This is a genomic window from Microbacterium sp. LMI12-1-1.1 (assembly GCF_040676455.1).
Lineage (GTDB): Bacteria > Actinomycetota > Actinomycetes > Actinomycetales > Microbacteriaceae > Microbacterium.
Genome location: NZ_JBEGIA010000016.1, coordinates 181,970 through 200,948, shown reverse-complemented (window position 1 = coordinate 200,948; position 18,979 = coordinate 181,970). Strand labels below are relative to the sequence as shown.

Genomic DNA, 18,979 nt, shown 5'->3' with positions numbered 1-18,979 from the left:
CCCGATGGTCGAGCCCGCGATGTTCGATTCCGTCCGGGCGCTGATCGACGAGCACCGCGCGGTGCAGGAGGAGCTCTCCGACCCCGCGGTGCACGCCGATGCGGCGCGCGCGAAGCGGGTCAACCGGCGCTACGCCGAGCTGTCGCGCATCGTGAAGGCGAACGAGGACTGGCTGGCGGCATCCGATGATCTGGATGCCGCCCGCGAGCTCGCGCGTGAGGACGAGGCGTTCGCCGAGGAGGTGCCCGCGCTCGAGGCGCGGCTCGGCGAGGCGCAGGAGCGGCTGCGCAGGCTGCTGATCCCGCGGGACCCGGACGACGCGCGTGACGTGATCATGGAGATCAAGCAGGGCGAGGGCGGTGCCGAGTCGGCGCTGTTCGCCGCCGATCTGCTGCGCATGTACCTGCAGTACGCGGCGTCCAAGGGCTGGAAGACCGAGCTCCTCGAGCGCAACGAGTCCGATCTGGGCGGGTACAAGGACGTCCAGGTCGCGATCAAGGGGTCCTCGTCCGACCCCGCGCAGGGCGTCTGGGCGCACCTCAAGTACGAGGGCGGCGTGCATCGCGTGCAGCGGGTGCCGGCGACCGAGTCGCAGGGGCGCATCCACACCTCGACGACCGGGGTGCTGGTGTTCCCCGAGGTCGACGAGCCCGAAGAGATCCACATCGACCAGAACGACCTGAAGATCGACGTCTTCCGCTCGTCGGGTCCGGGCGGCCAGTCGGTCAACACGACCGACTCGGCGGTGCGCATCACCCACGTGCCGACGGGGATCGTCGTGTCGATGCAGAACGAGAAGTCGCAGCTGCAGAACCGCGAGGCCGGCATGCGCGTGCTGCGTGCGCGCCTGCTCGCCAAGCAGCAGGAAGAGCTCGAGGCGGCGGCATCCGACGCCCGCAGGTCGCAGATCCGCGGCATGGACCGGTCCGAGCGCATCCGCACGTACAACTTCCCCGAGAACCGCATCGCCGACCACCGCACCGGGTACAAGGCCTACAACCTCGACCAGGTGATGGACGGTGCGCTCGAGCCGATCATCGAATCGGCGATCACCGCCGACGAGGAGGCGCGCCTCGCCGCCCTCGGCGGCGACGCCTGACCCCCCGCCCCCGCTGCGCCGCCCGCGCCCCCGTCGCCCGCGTCGCCCGCGCCCGTTCAACCCTGTTCACTTGCGCTGAACGTACGCGAAAACGGCGGATCGGTGTACGTTCAGCGCAAGTGAAACTGACTCGGAAGGGCGCCGGGGGTGCGCGGCCGCACCGCCTGGGGATAACTCAACGGATGCGCCGGCCCAACGTGGGAGAGTTCACAGATGCCTGCGATCGACGGTCCGGCCTTTCGGGTCGGGGATGCCCTCCGTGCAGGAATGCCGCGGCGAGCGGTGGACGCCGACACGCTCGACCGCCCGTTCACCGGACTGCGGGCGCACCCCGAAGACGACCGCGATCAGGAGGGCGGGCATCCGCTCGAGGTCGCACGCGACGCGCATCGTCGCGCCGCGCGGCAGTTCACCGCGCACATGCATCCGCACGAGTTCTTCTCGCATGCGACGGCGGCGCTGCTGTGGGACCTGCCCATGCCCGCAGTGGCGGACCGCATCGACGTGTCGGTGATCGCGCCGCATCGAGCGCCCTCCGGCCGTGGCGTGCGAGGCCACCAGCTCGCCGGCCCGCAGGTGACGACGACGCCGCACGCCGAAGGCTTCGCGATCACCTCTCCCGCATCGACATGGGCACAGCTCGGCGCGACCGTGAAGCACCCGTACGACCTCACTGCGATCGCCGACGCGGTCATCCGAACACCTCGCATACCCGGCCCGCAAGGCCGCGTGCTCAGAGCGGCGCACTCGACGGTCGCCGACCTCGTCGTCGAGCTCGGGCGGGGTCGGCGGATCGGCATCCGCGAACTCGAGGAGGCGGTGCGCCGCACGCGCCCCGGTGCGGCGTCGCGCCCCGAGACGTGGACCCGGCTCACCCTCGTCGACGCGGGACTGCCGGAGCCTACGCTCGACCACGACGTCTACGACGAGCGGGGCGTCTTCGTCGGCTGCGTGGACCTTGCATACATCGCACTGAAGATCGCCATCGAGTACGAGGGCGATCACCACCGCGTGGACGCTGCGCAGTGGGCCCGGGACATCCAGAAGCACGACCGACTGGCGGAGCTCGGGTGGCGAGTGATCCGTGTCACCAGGGCAGACGTGTTCGAGCATCCCGGAGAACTGGTCGTGCGGGTCCGCGGCGCTCTCCGTTCCCGCTCCTGACGCATGCGCGCCCTTACCGCCGGCACACGCCCCAGTTCACTTGCGCTGAATGTACGCAGAAACGGGCCCCTGGCGTACGTTCAGCGCAAGTGAACTCATGCCGCGGGGGACGGCACGCCGGGGGGACGGCACGCCGAGGGGACGGCACGCGGAGTGAACACGCGCGGACGGGAAGGATGCCGCGGGGGAGGGATGCCGCGCCACTAGGCTTCGAGCGTGCTCACGTTCCTCATCCGCGCCCTGATCTTCCTCGTCTCGGCGGCACTCGGCCTCATCGCGGCCGACCTGATCCTCCCCGGGTTCTCGCTGCACTGGGACGACTGGTGGGGGATCCTGCTGGCCGTCGTGATCTTCGCAGTGCTCCAGAGCATCCTGGCGCCGTGGCTGTTCAAGATCACGCGCCGGCACGCCAACGCGCTCATCGGCGGCATCGGCCTGCTCTCGACGTTCGTCGCACTCCTGATCGCGGTGCTCATCCCGGCGGCCGGCATCGGGATCGACGGTCCGGTGGCATGGATCATCGGCACCCTCATCGTCTGGCTCGTGACGGCGCTCGCCACGTGGCTGCTGCCGCCCCTGTTCATCAAGAACAAGGTGCAGGAGCGCCGCAGCTGACGACGGAAGATAGGGATTCCTCCCGATCCGCCACGGACTCCTGGGGCGCCAGGCTGATGGGATGATGGGCGGTATGCAGATCGGCCGCGTTCCCCTCGTCGGCCGGCAGGCGGATCTCGACGCCCTGCGCGACGAGATCGCCGCCGTCGGCTCGGAAGGGCGAGCCGTGGTGGTGTCGGGCGACGCGGGCATGGGAAAGACGCGCCTGCTGCGCGATTTCACCGAGTCGCTCGACGAGGGCGTCATCGTGCTCCACGGCGCATCCGTGGACTCGGGCTCGGGCCCCGCCCCGCTCACCGCGATCACGGATCTGCTGCGGGATCTGGTCGACGCGCTGGGAGTGGATGCCGTGCGCGAGGCCGCCGGCCCCGCCGCCGACGCGCTCGGCGTGCTCGTGCCCGCACTGGCGGACAGTCCCGGCGACGCCGAGCGTCTGGCCGACGTCGTCGTCGAGACGTTCTCGAACCTCGCGCGGACGCATCGCCTGGTGGTGATCATCGAGGACCTCCACTGGTCCGACAGCACCACGTGCGAGATCGCTGCACGCCTCGTCCGCCGCGCCGCGGTGCTGCCGCTGTTCGTGCTGCTGTCGTACCGCACCGATGACGTCGGGCGCGGGCATCCGCTGCGGCCGGTCCTCGCCGAACTCGACCGGGCTCGTCTGCTCACGCATCGACCGCTCGCACGCCTCAGTCCCGCCGAGGTCGGCGCGCTCGCCACCGCCGTGCACGGCGACACGCTCGCCGCCGAGGTGCTGCTCGACATCGCGGCCCGCAGCGACGGCATCCCGTTCTACGTCGAAGAGCTCGCGAGCTTCTCGGGCGAGCGGCTGCCGATATCACTGCGCGACGTCCTGCTGCTGCGTTACGAGCGATTGGATGCCGAGGCCCGGCGTTTCACCCGCGTGCTGGCGACCGGCGGAGTCGAGGTGGCCGACCCGGTGCTGCGGGCCGTCTTCGAGGGCGAGGAGTCCGCTCTGGAGGCCGCGGTGCGCAGTGCGGTCGACGCGCAGGTCGTCGTGATCCGCGACGACGCGTATGCGTTCCGCCACGCCCTCATGCAGGAGGCGGTGTATGCCGAGCTCCTTCCCACAGAGCGCACGCGCCTGCACACCGCGTACGCCGTCGCCTGGGAGGCGGCGGCGCCCACGGCGCGTGTGCTCGCCGACATCGCCCACCACTGGCGGGCCGCCCACGTCCCCGATCGGGCGCTCGCGGCCGCGGTGGCCGCGCAGCGCGCCGCGAGCGGTGCGTCGGCGTGGTCTACGGCCGCCGAGGCGGGGGAGCGGGCGCTGGAGCTCTGGGATGCTGTCACCGACCCCGAGACGGTCAGCGGGACGACGCGCGTGAAGCTGCTCCGCCGGACCTCAGCAGCGCTCGTGTCGGCGAACCGGAACGACCGAGCCCTCGCGTTCGCGCGGGAGGCCGTGGCTCTCTGGCCCGAGGAGGACGTCGTCGGTCGCGCCGACATGCTCGGCGACCTGGCCACGATCGAGTTCCAGGCGGGCGTGTCGGACGGCGTCGAGAGCATCGAGCAGGCGCTCGCGATCCTCGAGGACGATCCGCGCCACGACGTGCAGCGCGCGGGGCTCCTCCTCAGCTCCGCGCGCGTGCACATGCTCAACGGGCGTCAGAGCCTCGGCACCGAGGTCGCGGCACGTGCGCATGCCACGGCCGAGCCCGCGGCCACCGCGGGCGACCGCTTCGCCGCCGAGATCCTCGTGCAGGCTCTGCTGATCGCGGCGACCTGCCGGACGACTGCGGGCGACGAGAGCGGGCTCGCGCTGTTCGCGCAGGCGCGTGCGCAGGCGGGCGGGTTCGTCCGCGCGATGATGCGCTACTACATCAACTACTCCAACGCGCTGATGCTGGTCGGCCGGTATGAGGAAGCTGTCGCCGTGGCACGTGAGGGGCACGAGTACGGGCGCACGCACGTGGCGGATCTCGGCCCTCTCGTGATGATCGAGGCCAACATGATCGAGGCGCACATCTACGCGGGCCGGCTGCGCGAGGCCGAGGAGCTGGGCGCCCTGCTCCCGATGGTCGAGCCGGGGCTGTACTCCGCCTTCCTGCGCGAGCGCCTGGTGTGCCTCGCGATCTGGCGCGGACGCATCGACGGCGCCGAGGCCGCGCTCGAGGCCGCGCGCCTCGAGCTCGACATGTTCGGCGCCTACGAGTTCCAGACCCGGTTCGGCATGGCCTACGACCTCGGAGAGCTGGCGCTCGCCCGCGGTGACGCCCGCGAGGCGCTCTCGCACGCGCGGGCCGCGTGGGAGACGCCCGCCGGCGGCGTGCTCGCGCTGCCGCTCACGGCGGTCGCGGCGCGCGCCGTCGCGATGCTCCGCGAGCGCGGCGAGGATGCCGACATCGAGCCGTACCGCGCGGTGCTGGCATCCTTCGCCGACTGGCCGGTGACCCCGCTCTGGGCAGCCGTCTTCGCCGCCGAGCTCGGCGAGGGCTCGTGGGGATCGGCGGTGGACGCTGCCGGTCCGGCGTACGTCCGCGCGTACGCCCGGGTGCGCCGAGGCGAGGAGGTGCTCGCCGCGGGCGACCGCACGGCGGCGCGCGAGATCCTGTCGGCGGCCGCGGCGTACGCCGCGGAGCTGGGTGCGGACGGCCTGGCCGCACGCGCCCAGGAGGTGATGACGGATGCCGGACTCGCCGGCGTCGCGCCGCGCTCGGTGCTCACCGCCCGCGAGGAGCAGGTGCTCGAGCTGGTCGCTGAAGGCCTCAGCAACGGACAGATCGCCGAGCGCCTCTACATCAGCGTGAAGACCGTGTCGGTGCACGTGTCGGCGATTCTCCGCAAGCTGGAGGCGCCGTCACGCACCGCCGCCGCGGCGATCTATCGCCGCACCGCCGCCTGAGGCGGCATCCGCTCTGCGCAGATCCGCGTCAGATGTGGTACTCGGGCGTCGTCAGCAGCGCGCGCGTGTCGTCCCCGGCACGACGGGCGCGCGGCTTCGCCGGCACGCCGACCAGCACGGAGTCGGCGGGCGCGTCCTTGGTGACGACGGCGTTGGCGCCGACGACGGACCCTGCGCCGATCGTGATGGGCCCGAGGATCTTCGCGCCCGCGCCGACCGCGACGCCGTCCTCGATGGTCGGGTGCCGCTTGCCGCCCTCGCGCTGGCGGCCGCCGAGCGTGACGCCGTGGTAGAGCATGACGTCGTCGCCGACCTCGGCGGTCTCGCCGACCACGACGCCCATGCCGTGGTCGATGAAGAAGCGGCGGCCGATGGTGGCGCCGGGGTGGATCTCGATGCCGGTGAGCCAGCGCGTGACCTGCGACCCCGCGCGGGCGACGAACCGCACGTCGCGGGTCCACAGTGCGTGCCACACCCGGTGCGCCCAGATGGCGTGCAGGCCCGGGTACAGCACGGCGATCTCCAGGCCGCCGCGTGCCGCGGGGTCGCGCAGCTTCGCCGCGGCCACATCCTCGCGCACGCGCGCGACGAATCCGATGCGCTCGTCGGTCATTTCGACTCCTCCTCGGGGTCGCGCAGGTGCGCATACAGTGCGGTCGACAGGTAGCGCTCGCCCGAATCGGGCACGATCACGACGATGCGCTGACCGGCGGCCTCCGGGCGCGCCGCGATCTGCAGCGCCGCCCACACCGCGGCGCCCGCCGACATCCCGGCGAGGATGCCCTCGCGGGTGGCGAGCTCGCGCGCGACGCGGATCGCGTCGTCGAACTCGACGTCGAAGATCTCGTCGACGACCGAGCGGTCGAGCACGTCGGGCACGAAGTTCGGGCCGATGCCCTGGATGCGGTGGCCGCCCGCGCGGCCCTCGGTGAGCACGGGGGAGTCCTTCGGCTCGACCAGGACGATCTTCACGGCGGGGTTGCGCTCCTTGAGCACCTGACCGACGCCGGTGATCGTGCCGCCCGTGCCCGAACCCGCGACGAACCAGTCGACGTGACCGTCGGTGTCGCGCCAGATCTCCTCGGCCGTGGTGCTGCGGTGGATCGCGGCGTTCGCCTCGTGCTCGAACTGGCGGGCGAGGATCGCTCCCGGCGTCTCGTCGACGATGCGCTTGGCGGCGTCGACCGCCTCGGTCATGCCCTTGTACGGATCGGTCAGCACGAGCTCGGCGCCGAATGCCTTCAGGAGCGTCCGGCGCTCCTTCGACATGGACGCGGGCATCGTGAGGATGACCTTGTAGCCGCGGGCGGCGCCGATGAGAGCCAGCGCGATGCCGGTGTTGCCGCTGGTGGACTCTACGATCGTCCCGCCCGGCTGCAGCTCTCCGGCCGCCTCCGCGGCCTCGACGAGGGCGTAGCCGAGACGGTCCTTGACCGACGAGCCGGGGTTGTAGAACTCCAGCTTGGCGAGCACCTCCGCGCCGAGACCCTCCGTGAGCGCGTTGAGGCGCACGAGCGGGGTCTCACCGAATGCGGTGGTGATGTCGGGATGGATGCCGGGCACGTGGTGCTCCTCGGTTCGGGCGGCGCGGGAAGACGACGGCGCGCCGGCGCCCGAACGGGTCGGGGTGGCCGGCGCGCCGTCGTGACGTGTCAATCTTCGCGCAGATCCTCGAACAGCGCGGTCGACAGGTAGCGCTCGCCGAACGACGGGATGATCACGACGATGTTCTTGCCCTCCGCCTCGGGACGGGCGGCGACCTGCAGGGCGGCCCAGATGGCGGCGCCCGACGAGATGCCGACCAGGATGCCGTCCTTCTCGCCCACCGCACGCGCGGTGGAGATGGCGTCGGGGAACTCGACGTCGATGACCTCGTCGATCACGCTCTGGTCGAGGATCTCGGGGACGAAGTTCGGCCCGATGCCCTGGATCTTGTGCGGCCCGGGCGTGCCCTTGGTCAGCAGCGGGGAATCGGCCGGCTCGACGGCGACGACCTTGGCTCCGGGCACGCGCTCCTTGAGCACCTGGCCGACGCCGGTGATCGTGCCGCCCGTGCCGATGCCGGCGACGAAGTAGTCGATCTGGCCGTCGGTGTCGCGGAGGATCTCCTCGGCGGTGGTCTTGCGGTGGATCTCGGGGTTCGCCTCGTTCTCGAACTGACGCGCGAGCACGGCGCCGGGGATCTCGGCGACGAGCTCCTCGGCCTTCGCGATGGCGCCCTTCATGCCGCCGGCGGGGTCGGTGAGCACGAGCTCTGCGCCGTAGCCCTTGAGGAGCAGCCGGCGCTCGATCGACATCGACGAGGGCATGGCGAGCACGACGCGGTAGCCGCGGGCGGCGCCGACCATCGCGAGCGCGATGCCGGTGTTGCCGCTGGTGGCCTCGACGATCGTGCCGCCGGGCTGCAGCTGACCGGATGCCTCGGCGGCGTCGACGATGGCGATGCCGAGGCGGTCCTTCACGCTGGAGGCCGGGTTGTAGAACTCGAGCTTCGCCAGCACATTCCCGCCCACACCCTCCGCGACGCGGTTCAGGCGCACGAGCGGCGTGTTGCCGAAGGCGGAGGTGATATCGGGATGAATGCCGGTCATGTCGGGGCCTTTCGCGGGTCACGGCTGGTCGAGAAACAGCCTAGGGGGCGCGTTTTCGTGTGAGTCCTTCTGTGACGAAAGCCTGGTCGCGCACGGGTACCCTTGCGCACCCGAGAGCAGGTGAGACCCCGTCCGGAGGCGGCTGCGAGAGCGCCCGACGGGCCGGGAGCGGTGAGAGCCGGGCCTAAAGTGGATGCGGTCATGGCTTCTCCCGACGATTCCCCCTTCCTCTCCGACGCGCTCGCGCGCGCGACCGCACGCCTGGCCGCCGCAGGCATCGCCGACCCCGCCGTCGACGCGGAGCTGCTGGCCGCCTTCGTCCTCGACGTCGGTCGCGGGGGAGTGCAGGCCGCCGCCTTCCGCGGCGACGCGATCGCCGCGCGGGACGAGCGCCGGCTCGACGAACTGGTCGCGCGTCGCGCCACGCGCGAGCCGCTGCAGCACATCACCGGCTCCGCACCCTTCCGCCACCTGGAGTTGCGTGTCGGCCCCGGCGTCTTCGTGCCGCGCCCCGAGACCGAGATGGTCGCGCAGCTGGCGATCGACGCGCTGCGGGCCGCGGCATCGCCGTCCCCGATCGCCGTCGATCTCGGCACCGGCAGCGGTGCGATCGCGCTCGCGATGGCGACCGAGGTGCCGCACGCGCGGGTGTTCGCCGCCGAGAACTCGGTCGACGCGTACGTATGGACGAAGGAGAACTTCGCGCAGGTCGGCGCCGACAACGCCGCGCTCGCGTTCATCGACCTCGCCCATGCGTTCCCCGAGCTGGACGGAACCGTCTCGGTCGTGGCATCCAACCCGCCGTACGTTCCGGATGCCGCCATCCCGCGCGACCCGGAGGTGCGGTTCTTCGACCCGCCGGCCGCGCTCTACGGGGGAGAGGACGGCCTCGACGTCATCCGCGTGCTCAGCCGCGTGGGCCTGCGCCTCGCACACCCGGGCGGCACGATCGTGATCGAACACGGCGAATGGCAGGGCGAGGCGATCCGCGGGATCCTCGCCGCAGACGGGTGGCGCGCGACCGCGACGCACCCCGATCTGACGATGCGCGACCGCGCCACGACGGCCCTGCGCCCCTGATCATGGGGTCGGTGCCGCTCGCAATTAGACTGGCGGGCGACATGTCCCCCATCTTCGACTGCCGTGACGAGGCGCAGCTGCTCACCGGCATGCGCCAGGCGCGCCAGGCCATCGCCCGCGGCGAGCTCGTCGTCATCCCCACCGACACCGTGTACGGCGTCGCCGCCGACGCCTTCGACCATCAGGCCGTCGCGCGCCTCCTGGCCGCCAAGGGACGCGGGCGCCAGTCGCCGCCGCCCGTGCTGGTCGCCGGTGCCACGACGCTCCGCGCGCTCGTGGCCGAGGTGCCCGAGCCGATCGAGCGCCTCGTCGAGGAGTTCTGGCCGGGGGGCCTCACCATCGTGCTCCCCGCGCAGCCGTCGCTGTCGTGGGACCTCGGCGAGACGCGCGGCACCGTCGCGGTGCGCATGCCCGCCCACCGCATCGCCCTCGAGCTCCTGGAGGAGACCGGGCCGCTCGCCGTGTCGAGCGCCAACCTCACCGGGATGGCCGCCGGGATCACCGCCGAGGACGCGCAGGGGATGCTGCACGACAGCGTCGCCGTCTACCTCGGTGACGGACCCTCCAAGACCGGCATCCCGTCGACCATCATCGACGCCACGAGCCTGATCGGCGGCACGGAGCCGCGCGTGAGAGTCCTCCGCGAGGGCGCGGTGAGCCGCGCGCAGCTGCGCGACGTGCTCGGCGACCTCCTCGAGCCCGATCCGGGCTCCGACGAGGAGGACATCCCGGCCTCCGAGCCCGGCTCCGGTGACGCCTCGGGAACCGACGCGGCCGGCGCGGGCACGCCTGAGGCGCCGGAGCCCGGCAGCTCGTGAAGCAATACGTCTTCACGATCCTCCTCACGGCGGCGGTCACCTTCGTCCTGTCGTGGGCGGTCTGGCGACTGAGCCTCCGGTACAAGCTGTATCCCGGCATCCGCGAGCGCGACGTCCACACGACGCCGACGCCGCGTCTGGGCGGCATCGCGATGTTCCTGGGCGTGCTGGCGGCCTTCGCGGTGTCGTCGCAGCATCCCTACTTCTCCATCGTCTGGGCGCAGCCGCAGCAGATGTACGCGCTGCTCGGCGCGACGGCGCTCATCGTGGTGGTCGGGGTGCTCGACGACCTGTGGGACCTCGACTGGATGATCAAGCTCGGCGCGCAGTTCCTCGCCGCCGGCGTGATCGCGTGGTTCGGTCAGCTGCAGATCTACACGCTGCCGCTCGGCGGCATGACCATCTTCTCCAGCTGGGCGAGCTTCACCCTCACGGTGTTCTCCATCGTCGTCGTCATGAACGCCGTCAACTTCATCGACGGCCTCGACGGCCTCGTGGCCGGTGTCTGCCTGATCGCCAACGCGGTCTTCTTCGCGTACTCCTACATGGTCTTCCGTGACATCGGCTCGAGCACGTACTTCACGCTGTCGTCCCTCATCGCCGCGGTGCTCATCGGCGCCTGCATCGGCTTCCTCCCGCTGAACTGGAGTCCCGCGCGGCTGTTCATGGGGGATGCCGGCGCCCTCATGCTGGGGCTGCTCATGGCGTGCTCGGCCATCTCGATCACCGGCAACTTCGATCCCGCCATGATCGCCGACAACGACGCGTTCGGCCGGTCGCAGCTGCTCGGTGCCTTCATCCCGATCCTCCTGCCCGTCGTCGTCGTGCTGCTGCCGCTGCTGGACTTCGGCCTCGCGGTCGTACGCCGCATGAGCAGGGGCAAGTCGCCGTTCTCGCCGGACCGCAAGCACCTGCACCACCGCATGCTCGACATGGGGCACACCGATCGCGATGCCGTGCTCATCTTCTACGCCTGGACCGCGCTGGTCAGCCTGTCCGTGCTGCTCATGTACATCGGCACGACCCTCGAATGGCCGGGCGACTACCTCTTCGGCGTGCTCTACGGCGTCGTCGGCATCGCGGCCTGCCTCGTCGTGACCTTCCTTCCCTCGCACCGTCGCGCGCCGCGCGCGACGGTGGCGCACACGCCACCCGAACCGCAGCCCGATCCTGCGCCCGCACAGGAGGACGCCCGATGAGCGCCACCCCCATCTCCAGCACCCCGATCCTGCGCACCGTCCTGGTGTGGTCCGGGACGGTGACGGCGATCCTCGCGGTCGTCGGCGCCGTCGTCGGATTCCTCGTGGCGGGCACGGAAGGCCTGTGGAGCGCGCTGCTCGGCGTCCTCGTCGCAGCGGTGTTCCTCGGCATCACGGGCGCCAGCATCCTCATCGCGAATCGCTGGTACGCCAGCGACCTCTACGTGCCCGTCTTCTTCGGCATCGTGATGGGCGGCTGGATCCTGAAGTTCGTCGTGTTCATCGCCATCCTGTTCATCATCCGCGGTCAGCCGTGGATCGAACCCGCCGTGTTCTTCGTCGCGGCGGTCGTGAGCGTGCTGGCATCGCTCGTGGTGGACGTCGTGGTGATGATGCGGATGCGAGTGCCCCACGTGAGCGACGTGCAGCTGCCGACCGACCCCGACGCCGGAGACCGCCGCGACGGGCCGCCCGAGGCGGGGTGACCCCCTGGGCGCGGATTCAGGAACCTTTCAAGTTTGATAGGCTGATCAAGCGCCCGCCGCTCGCTGTGCGAGTACTTGCGGAGTGACGCTCATCGACCATCGTCGCAACGGTTCTCGACCGGTGCCCCGAAGCTGGAGCCAGCGCTGTTTACTCATGCTGCGACCCTGATCGCCCCCATTGCCGCGGACGCTCCGCCGGAGTTCCACGGACCCTCGATCGACGAGTTCTTCCCTGAGATCCTCTTCGAAGCCTTCGGCGTCATCCCGATCCACCGGATCCACCTGATCCAGTTCCTCGCGACGATCGCCGTGGTCGTGATCTTCTGGCTCGGCACGCGCCGCATGAAGGTCGTTCCCGGGCGCTTCCAGAGCCTCGTCGAGATGGGCCTGGACTTCGTCCGCGTCAACATCGGCGAGGACCTGCTCGGCAAGAAGGACGCCCAGCGCTTCCTTCCGATCCTCACGACGATGTTCTTCATGATCCTGTTCATGAACATCACGGGCATCATCCCGTTCCTGAACATCGCCGGAACCAGCATCATCGCCGTGCCGCTGACCCTCGCGATCGTGAGCTACGTCACGTTCATCTACGCCGGCATCAAGAAGAGCCCGAAGAACTTCTTCAAGAACTCGCTCTTCCCGTCGGGTGTGCCGTGGCCGATCTACATCATCGTGACGCCGATCGAGCTCATCTCGACCTTCATCATCCGGCCGGTCACGCTGACGCTGCGACTCCTGATGAACATGATGGTCGGCCACCTGCTGCTGGTCCTGTTCTTCGCCGCGACGCAGTTCTTCATCGTCGACCTCGGCGGCTGGTGGACGACGCTCGGCGCGGGCAGCCTCGCATTCGGCTTCGTCTTCACCCTGTTCGAAATCCTGGTGGCCGTCCTCCAGGCGTACGTCTTCGCCCTTCTCACCGCGGTCTACATCCAGCTCGCGGTCGCCGAAGAGCACTGATACGGGACGGCCGGAAGGCCGCCCACAACCGAAAGGAAACACCCCCGTGGACGCAACTACGGTTCTCGCAGAGGTCTCCGGCTCGATCGCGACCGTCGGATACGGTCTCGCCGCCATCGGCCCGGCCATCGGCGTGGGCATCGTCGTCGGCAAGACGATCGAGGGCGTGGCCCGTCAGCCCGAGCTCGCCGGCCGCCTGCAGGTGCTCATGTGGATCGGTATCGCCTTCACCGAGGCGCTCGCCTTCATCGGCATCGCGACCGGCTTCATCTTCGGCTTCTGATCCCGATAACCAGTCTTAAGGAGACAGGATGCTGAACGCTCTTGTCACGTACGCCGCGGAAGAGGGCGCCGAAGCGCACAACCCTCTGCTCCCCGCCTGGTACGACATCATCTGGTCGTCGGTGTGCTTCATCGTCATCCTCGTCATCTTCTGGAAGGTCGCCCTTCCCCGGATGAAGAAGCTGCTCGACGAGCGCTCAGCGGCGATCGAGGGCAACATCGCCAAGGCCGACGAGGCCCAGCGCAAGGCCGAGGCGGCGCTCGAGGAGTACACCGCTCAGCTCGCCGACGCGCGCAAGGAGGCCGGTGAGATCCGAGACGCCGCCCGTGAGGACGGCAAGAAGATCGTCGCCGAGGCCAAGGAGACCGCTGCGGTGGAAGCCACGCGTCTGACGACGACGGCACACGCCCAGATCGAAGCCGAGCGCCAGACGGCACTCGTGTCGCTGCGCAGCGAGGTGGGCACGCTCGCCCTCGACCTCGCCGGCGGCGTGATCGGCGAGTCGCTCTCCGACGACAAGAAGGCTCAGGCCGTCGTCGACCGCTTCCTCGCCGAGCTCGAGGAGTCCGAAGGGGCGAAGGCGTAATGGGCAGCGCGTCCACTCAGGCCCTGGCGGCGACGACGGCGGCGCTGCGCGCCGCGTCGGGCGTCGACCTCGACGTCGCCGGCGAGCTGTTCGCCGTCGCGCGCGCCGTGGGCGACTCGTCGCAGCTGAGCGGCGCGCTCGCCGACTCCGCCGCGCCGGCCGAGGCCCGCCGTCAGGTCGTCGCCGACGTGTTCGGCAAGACCGTGAAGCCCACGACGGCGTCGCTGCTGACGACCGCCGTCGACCAGCGCTGGTCCTCGTCCGACGATCTCATCGACGGCATCGAGGAGCTCGCGGTGCGGGCAGCGGCGGTCGCCGATGCGAACGCCGACGTCGAGGCCGAGCTGTTCGCCTTCACGCGCACCGTGGCGGACAACCCCGAGCTCGAGCTCGCGCTGGGTCGCCGCCTGGGCGACTCGGCCGCCAAGGGCACGCTCGTCGAGTCGCTGCTGAAGGGTCGCGCGAGCGCGGGGGCGACGCTGATCGCGGCATCCCTCGTCCGCCAGCCCCGCGAGCGGCGCATCCGTCAGCTGCTGACGCGCGCGACGGACATCGTCGCCGACCAGCGCAACCGGGCCGTCGCGACGGTCGTGGCCGCAGCGCCCCTGAGCGCCGCGCAGAGCGAGCGACTCACCGCGGCGCTGTCCAAGCGGTATGGAACCCCGGTGTCGCTGAACACCATCGTGGACCCGACCGTCGTGGGCGGCGTGCGCGTGCAGATCGCGGACGACGTGATCGACGCGAGCGTGTCGGCGCGACTGGCCGACCTCCGTCAGCGGCTCGCCGGCTGACACAGACTTCCCGCACGGGGCCGAGACAGGAACCGCGCGGAGCTTTCGGGGCCGAGGCCCCATGAACGAAGGAAAACAATGGCAGATCTCTCTATCAGCCCCGACGTCATCCGTGACGCGCTGAAGGACTTCGTCGCCGCTTACGAGCCCACCGGGGCTGCGGCCACCGAGGTCGGCACCGTCGTCGACGCCGCGGACGGCATCGCCCACGTCGAGGGCCTGCCCGGTGTCATGGCGAACGAGCTCGTGACGTTCGGCGACGGCACGAGCGGCCTCGCGCTGAACCTCGACGAGCACGAGATCGGTGTCGTCGTCCTCGGCGAGTTCTCCGGTGTCGAGGCCGGCCAGCAGGTCACCCGCACCGGCGAGGTGCTCTCGGTCGCCGTCGGCGACGGCTACCTCGGCCGTGTCGTCGACCCGCTCGGCAACCCGATCGACGGACTCGGCGAGATCGCCACCGTCGGACGCCGCGCCCTCGAGCTCCAGGCGCCGGGCGTCATGCAGCGCAAGAGCGTGCACGAGCCGCTGCAGACCGGCATCAAGGCCATCGACGCGATGATCCCGGTCGGCCGCGGCCAGCGCCAGCTCATCATCGGCGACCGCCAGACCGGCAAGACCGCCATCGCGATCGACACGATCATCAACCAGAAGTCCAACTGGGAGTCCGGCGATGTCGACAAGCAGGTGCGCTGCATCTACGTCGCGATCGGCCAGAAGGGCTCGACGATCGCGGCCGTGAAGGGCGCACTCGAAGACGCCGGCGCGCTGGAGTACACGACCATCGTCGCGGCTCCCGCCTCCGACCCCGCCGGCTTCAAGTACCTCGCGCCGTACACCGGCTCGGCCATCGGCCAGCACTGGATGTACGAGGGCAAGCACGTCCTGATCATCTTCGACGACCTGTCGAAGCAGGCCGAGGCCTACCGCGCCGTGTCGCTCCTCCTCCGCCGCCCGCCGGGCCGCGAGGCCTACCCCGGCGACGTCTTCTACCTGCACTCGCGTCTGCTCGAGCGCTGCGCGAAGCTGTCGGACGAGCTCGGAGCCGGCTCGATGACGGGTCTGCCGATCATCGAGACCAAGGCGAACGACGTCTCGGCGTACATCCCGACCAACGTGATCTCGATCACCGACGGCCAGATCTTCCTGCAGTCCGACCTGTTCAACGCCAACCAGCGTCCCGCGGTCGACGTGGGCATCTCGGTGTCGCGCGTCGGCGGCGACGCTCAGGTGAAGTCGATCAAGAAGGTCTCCGGCACGCTCAAGCTCGAGCTCGCCCAGTACCGCTCGCTCGAGGCGTTCGCGATGTTCGCCTCCGACCTGGACGCCGCATCCCGTCGCCAGCTCGCCCGCGGTGCGCGCCTGACCGAGCTGCTCAAGCAGCCGCAGTACTCGCCGTACCCGGTCGAGGAGCAGGTCGTCTCGATCTGGGCCGGCACCAACGGCAAGCTCGACTCGATCGAGGTCGAGGACGTGCTGTCGTTCGAGCGCGAGCTGCTGGACTACCTGCGTCGCAACACGACGATCCTCGACACGCTGCGCGACACGAACGTCCTCGACGACGACACCGTCGCAGAGCTCACGAAGCGGACCGACGACTTCATCCTCGAGTTCCAGGCCGGCAAGGGCCAGGCCATCGGCAAGCCGGGCCACGAAGAGGTCGCGGTTGCCGAGGCGGACGACGTGAACCAGGAGAAGATCGTCAAGGGCCGCCGCTAAGGCGGGCCTGGGTCACAACCATGGGCGCACAACTCCGGGTCTACAAGCAGAAGATCAGTTCTGCTCAGACGACCAAGAAGATCACGAAGGCGATGGAACTCATCGCGGCTTCGCGCATCCAGAAGGCGATGGCGCGTGTGCGCGCGTCCTCGCCCTTCGCGCGGGCCGTGACGCGTGCCGTCTCCGCCGTGGCGACGCACTCCAACATCGACCACCCGCTGACCGTCGAACGCGAGACGATCCGCCGCTCCGCGGTCGTGATCTTCACGTCCGACCGGGGCCTGGCCGGCGCGTTCAACTCGCAGATCCTCCGCGAGGGCCTGGAGCTTGCTCAGCTGCTCCGGCAGCAGGGCAAGGAGCCGGTGTTCTACCTGATCGGGCGCAAGGCCGTCGGGTACTTCCAGTTCCGTCGCATGGAGAGCGCGGCCGAGTGGACGGGTGACACCGACACGCCGCACTTCACGACGGCCGAAGAGATCGCCGCCACCCTGCTCGACGCGTACGACCGCGGTGGCGACGAGAGCGGCGTCGACGAGATCCACCTCGTCTACAACCGCTTCGTCAGCATGATGACGCAGTCGCCCGAGACGGTGCGCCTGCTTCCGCTCGAGGTCGTCGAGGCCGAGGAGCAGTCGTCGGCGCAGGTGTACCCGCTCTACGAGTTCGAGCCGGACGCCGAGACCGTGCTCGACGCGCTGCTGCCGGTGTACATCCAGAGCCGCGTCTTCAACGCGCTGCTGCAGTCGTCGGCCGCCAAGCACGCCGCGACGCAGAAGGCGATGAAGTCCGCCAGCGACAACGCCGACAAGCTCATCACCGACTACACGCGCCTGCGCAACAACGCGCGCCAGGCCGAGATCACGCAGCAGATCGCCGAGATCGTCGGCGGCGCTGATGCCCTTTCCTCGGGCAAGTAGCGCGCATCAGACCACACGAAAGAGAAGAAGCCATGAGCCTCACCGCTGACAAGACCGAGACGGCGGTCGTCGGGCGCGTCGCCCGCGTCACCGGCCCCGTCGTCGACATCGAGTTCCCGCACGACTCGATCCCCGACATCTACAACGCGCTGAAGACGACGATCGTGATCGGCGACGAGTCGACCGAGATCACCCTCGAGGTCGCTCAGCACCTGGGCGACGACCTCGTCCGTGCCATCTCGCTGAAGCCGACCGACGGCATGGTCCGCGGCCAGGAGGTGCGCGACACCGGCGGCCCGATCACGGTCCCCGTCGGCGACGTGACCAAGGGCAAGGTGTTCAACGTCACGGGTGACGTGCTGAACGGCGTGCCGGGCGAGACCATCGAGGTCACCGAGCGCTGGGGCATCCACCGCAAGGCGCCCGCGTTCGACCAGCTCGAGTCCAAGACCGAGATGTTCGAGACGGGCATCAAGAGCATCGACCTGCTCACCCCCTACGTCCAGGGTGGAAAGATCGGCCTCTTCGGCGGTGCGGGCGTCGGCAAGACGGTCCTCATCCAGGAGATGATCCAGCGCGTCGCGCAGGACCACGGCGGTGTGTCGGTGTTCGCCGGTGTCGGCGAGCGCACCCGTGAGGGCAACGACCTCATCGGCGAGATGGAGGAGGCGGGCGTCTTCGACAAGACCGCGCTCGTCTTCGGCCAGATGGACGAGCCGCCGGGGACGCGTCTGCGCGTCGCCCTGTCGGCCCTGACGATGGCGGAGTACTTCCGCGACGTGCAGAAGCAGGACGTGCTGCTCTTCATCGACAACATCTTCCGCTTCACGCAGGCCGGATCCGAGGTCTCGACGCTGCTCGGCCGCATGCCGTCCGCGGTGGGCTACCAGCCGAACCTCGCCGACGAGATGGGTGTGCTCCAGGAGCGCATCACCTCGACGCGCGGTCACTCGATCACCTCGCTGCAGGCGATCTACGTTCCCGCCGACGACTACACCGACCCGGCGCCGGCCACCACGTTCGCGCACCTCGACGCGACCACCGAGCTCTCGCGCGAGATCGCGTCGAAGGGTCTCTACCCGGCCATCGACCCGCTGACCTCGACGAGCCGCATCCTCGACCCGCGCTACATCGGCGAGGACCACTACCGCGTGGCCACCGCCGTGAAGCAGATCCTCCAGAAGAACAAGGAGCTGCAGGAGATCATCGCGATCCTCGGTGTCGACGAGCTCTCCGAAGAGGACAAGATCGTCGTCTCCCGCGCGCGCCGCATCCAGCAGTTCCTCTCGCAGAACACCTACATGGCGAAGAAGTTCACCGGTGTCGAGGGTTCGACGGTCCCGATCAAGGAGACCATCGAGTCGTTCGACGCCATCGTCAAGGGTGACTTCGACCACGTCGCCGAGCAGGCCTTCTTCAACGTCGGCGGCATCGCCGACGTCGAAGAGCAGTGGGCGCGCATCCAGAAGGAGAACGGCTGACATGCCGCTCAAGGTGAGCCTCGTCTCCGCGGACGCGGAGGTCTGGTCGGGTGAGGCGTCGCTCGTCGTCGCTAAGACAGTCGAGGGCGAGATCGGCTTCATGACCGGTCACGAGCCGGTGCTCGCGATCCTCGCCGAGGGTCAGGTGCGCATCACCGAGACCTCGGGCACCAAGATCGTCGCCAACGCTCAGGACGGCTTCCTGTCGATGGAAGGGGACGACCTCACGATCGTCGCCGGAAACGCTGCGCTGATCTCCTGATGAAGCTCGGTCGTTGAGCGCGGAGCGCAGCGACGAGACGAAACGCCCCGGCCCTCTGCGGAGGCC

At 69.8% G+C, this 18,979-nt stretch carries 19 protein-coding genes; 16 read left to right on the top strand and 3 right to left on the bottom strand.

What is annotated here, in order from left to right; genetic code table 11:
- The first annotated feature begins 4 nt into the window (after nucleotides 1-4).
- The 4 genes from prfA (at nucleotide 5) to MRBLMI12_RS19010 (ending at nucleotide 5,744) form a co-directional block, all read left to right on the top strand.
- A complete protein-coding gene (prfA, locus tag MRBLMI12_RS19025) occupies nucleotides 5-1,099 on the top strand; it encodes a peptide chain release factor 1 (RefSeq protein ID WP_363357792.1) in 1,095 nt (364 codons plus the stop codon).
- Between the two features lie 213 nt (nucleotides 1,100-1,312).
- Nucleotides 1,313-2,263 (top strand): endonuclease domain-containing protein, encoded by a 951-nt coding sequence (locus MRBLMI12_RS19020; protein WP_363357791.1) that lies wholly within the window; start codon nucleotides 1,313-1,315, stop codon nucleotides 2,261-2,263.
- A gap of 216 nt (nucleotides 2,264-2,479) precedes the next feature.
- Nucleotides 2,480-2,878 (top strand): hypothetical protein, encoded by a 399-nt coding sequence (locus tag MRBLMI12_RS19015; RefSeq protein ID WP_363357790.1) that lies wholly within the window; start codon nucleotides 2,480-2,482, stop codon nucleotides 2,876-2,878.
- Between the two features lie 61 nt (nucleotides 2,879-2,939).
- Nucleotides 2,940-5,744 (top strand): ATP-binding protein, encoded by a 2,805-nt coding sequence (locus MRBLMI12_RS19010; RefSeq protein WP_363357789.1) that lies wholly within the window; start codon nucleotides 2,940-2,942, stop codon nucleotides 5,742-5,744.
- Nucleotides 5,745-5,772: 28 nt separating this feature from the next.
- Here MRBLMI12_RS19010 and epsC read toward each other — a convergent pair whose 3' ends face one another.
- From epsC to cysK (MRBLMI12_RS18995), 3 genes are all read right to left on the bottom strand, one after another.
- Nucleotides 5,773-6,357: a serine O-acetyltransferase EpsC gene (gene epsC / locus MRBLMI12_RS19005; RefSeq protein WP_349426932.1), complete on the bottom strand. Its 585-nt coding sequence runs from the start codon at nucleotides 6,355-6,357 to the stop codon at nucleotides 5,773-5,775.
- Entirely contained in the window at nucleotides 6,354-7,307 is a 954-nt protein-coding gene (gene cysK, locus MRBLMI12_RS19000; RefSeq protein WP_363357787.1) for a cysteine synthase A, read from the bottom strand. Before cysK (MRBLMI12_RS19000) ends, epsC begins: the two co-directional genes overlap by 4 nt.
- A gap of 89 nt (nucleotides 7,308-7,396) precedes the next feature.
- Nucleotides 7,397-8,335, bottom strand: a complete 939-nt coding sequence (gene cysK, locus MRBLMI12_RS18995; protein WP_363357786.1) for a cysteine synthase A — start codon at nucleotides 8,333-8,335, stop codon at nucleotides 7,397-7,399.
- Between the two features lie 201 nt (nucleotides 8,336-8,536).
- Here cysK (MRBLMI12_RS18995) and prmC point away from each other — a divergent pair, with 201 nt between their 5' ends.
- The 12 genes from prmC (at nucleotide 8,537) to MRBLMI12_RS18935 (ending at nucleotide 18,913) form a co-directional block, all read left to right on the top strand.
- Entirely contained in the window at nucleotides 8,537-9,415 is an 879-nt protein-coding gene (gene prmC, locus MRBLMI12_RS18990) for a peptide chain release factor N(5)-glutamine methyltransferase (protein ID WP_363357785.1), read from the top strand.
- A 41-nt stretch (nucleotides 9,416-9,456) separates the two neighbouring features.
- Nucleotides 9,457-10,233 (top strand): L-threonylcarbamoyladenylate synthase, encoded by a 777-nt coding sequence (locus MRBLMI12_RS18985; protein WP_363357784.1) that lies wholly within the window; start codon nucleotides 9,457-9,459, stop codon nucleotides 10,231-10,233.
- On the top strand, nucleotides 10,230-11,432 hold the full coding sequence (locus MRBLMI12_RS18980; RefSeq protein WP_363357783.1) for an MraY family glycosyltransferase: 1,203 nt from the start codon (nucleotides 10,230-10,232) through the stop codon (nucleotides 11,430-11,432). The genes MRBLMI12_RS18985 and MRBLMI12_RS18980 overlap by 4 nt, the downstream gene beginning before the upstream one ends.
- On the top strand, nucleotides 11,429-11,917 hold the full coding sequence (locus MRBLMI12_RS18975) for a hypothetical protein (protein ID WP_363357782.1): 489 nt from the start codon (nucleotides 11,429-11,431) through the stop codon (nucleotides 11,915-11,917). Before MRBLMI12_RS18980 ends, MRBLMI12_RS18975 begins: the two co-directional genes overlap by 4 nt.
- A 165-nt stretch (nucleotides 11,918-12,082) precedes the next feature.
- Nucleotides 12,083-12,877 carry a F0F1 ATP synthase subunit A gene (gene atpB / locus MRBLMI12_RS18970; protein WP_349429114.1) on the top strand — a complete coding sequence of 265 codons (795 nt, stop codon included), beginning with the start codon at nucleotides 12,083-12,085 and terminating at the stop codon, nucleotides 12,875-12,877.
- Between the two features lie 46 nt (nucleotides 12,878-12,923).
- Nucleotides 12,924-13,160 (top strand): ATP synthase F0 subunit C, encoded by a 237-nt coding sequence (gene atpE, locus MRBLMI12_RS18965; RefSeq protein ID WP_159845304.1) that lies wholly within the window; start codon nucleotides 12,924-12,926, stop codon nucleotides 13,158-13,160.
- Nucleotides 13,161-13,188: 28 nt separating this feature from the next.
- Complete coding sequence (locus MRBLMI12_RS18960) at nucleotides 13,189-13,746, top strand: F0F1 ATP synthase subunit B (protein WP_349426939.1); 558 nt, start codon at nucleotides 13,189-13,191, stop codon at nucleotides 13,744-13,746.
- Nucleotides 13,746-14,537 carry a F0F1 ATP synthase subunit delta gene (locus MRBLMI12_RS18955; protein WP_363357781.1) on the top strand — a complete coding sequence of 264 codons (792 nt, stop codon included), beginning with the start codon at nucleotides 13,746-13,748 and terminating at the stop codon, nucleotides 14,535-14,537. Before MRBLMI12_RS18960 ends, MRBLMI12_RS18955 begins: the two co-directional genes overlap by 1 nt.
- 78 nt (nucleotides 14,538-14,615) lie before the next feature.
- The gene (gene atpA, locus MRBLMI12_RS18950; RefSeq protein ID WP_349426941.1) at nucleotides 14,616-16,253 is read left to right on the top strand and encodes a F0F1 ATP synthase subunit alpha; all 1,638 of its coding nucleotides are present in this window, start codon (nucleotides 14,616-14,618) and stop codon (nucleotides 16,251-16,253) included.
- Nucleotides 16,254-16,273: 20 nt separating this feature from the next.
- A complete protein-coding gene (locus MRBLMI12_RS18945; RefSeq protein ID WP_331912938.1) occupies nucleotides 16,274-17,170 on the top strand; it encodes a F0F1 ATP synthase subunit gamma in 897 nt (298 codons plus the stop codon).
- A 32-nt stretch (nucleotides 17,171-17,202) separates the two neighbouring features.
- On the top strand, nucleotides 17,203-18,651 hold the full coding sequence (gene atpD / locus MRBLMI12_RS18940) for a F0F1 ATP synthase subunit beta (protein WP_349426942.1): 1,449 nt from the start codon (nucleotides 17,203-17,205) through the stop codon (nucleotides 18,649-18,651).
- A 1-nt stretch (nucleotide 18,652) separates the two neighbouring features.
- A complete protein-coding gene (locus tag MRBLMI12_RS18935) occupies nucleotides 18,653-18,913 on the top strand; it encodes a F0F1 ATP synthase subunit epsilon (RefSeq protein WP_308868467.1) in 261 nt (86 codons plus the stop codon).
- Nucleotides 18,914-18,979 lie beyond the last annotated feature (66 nt).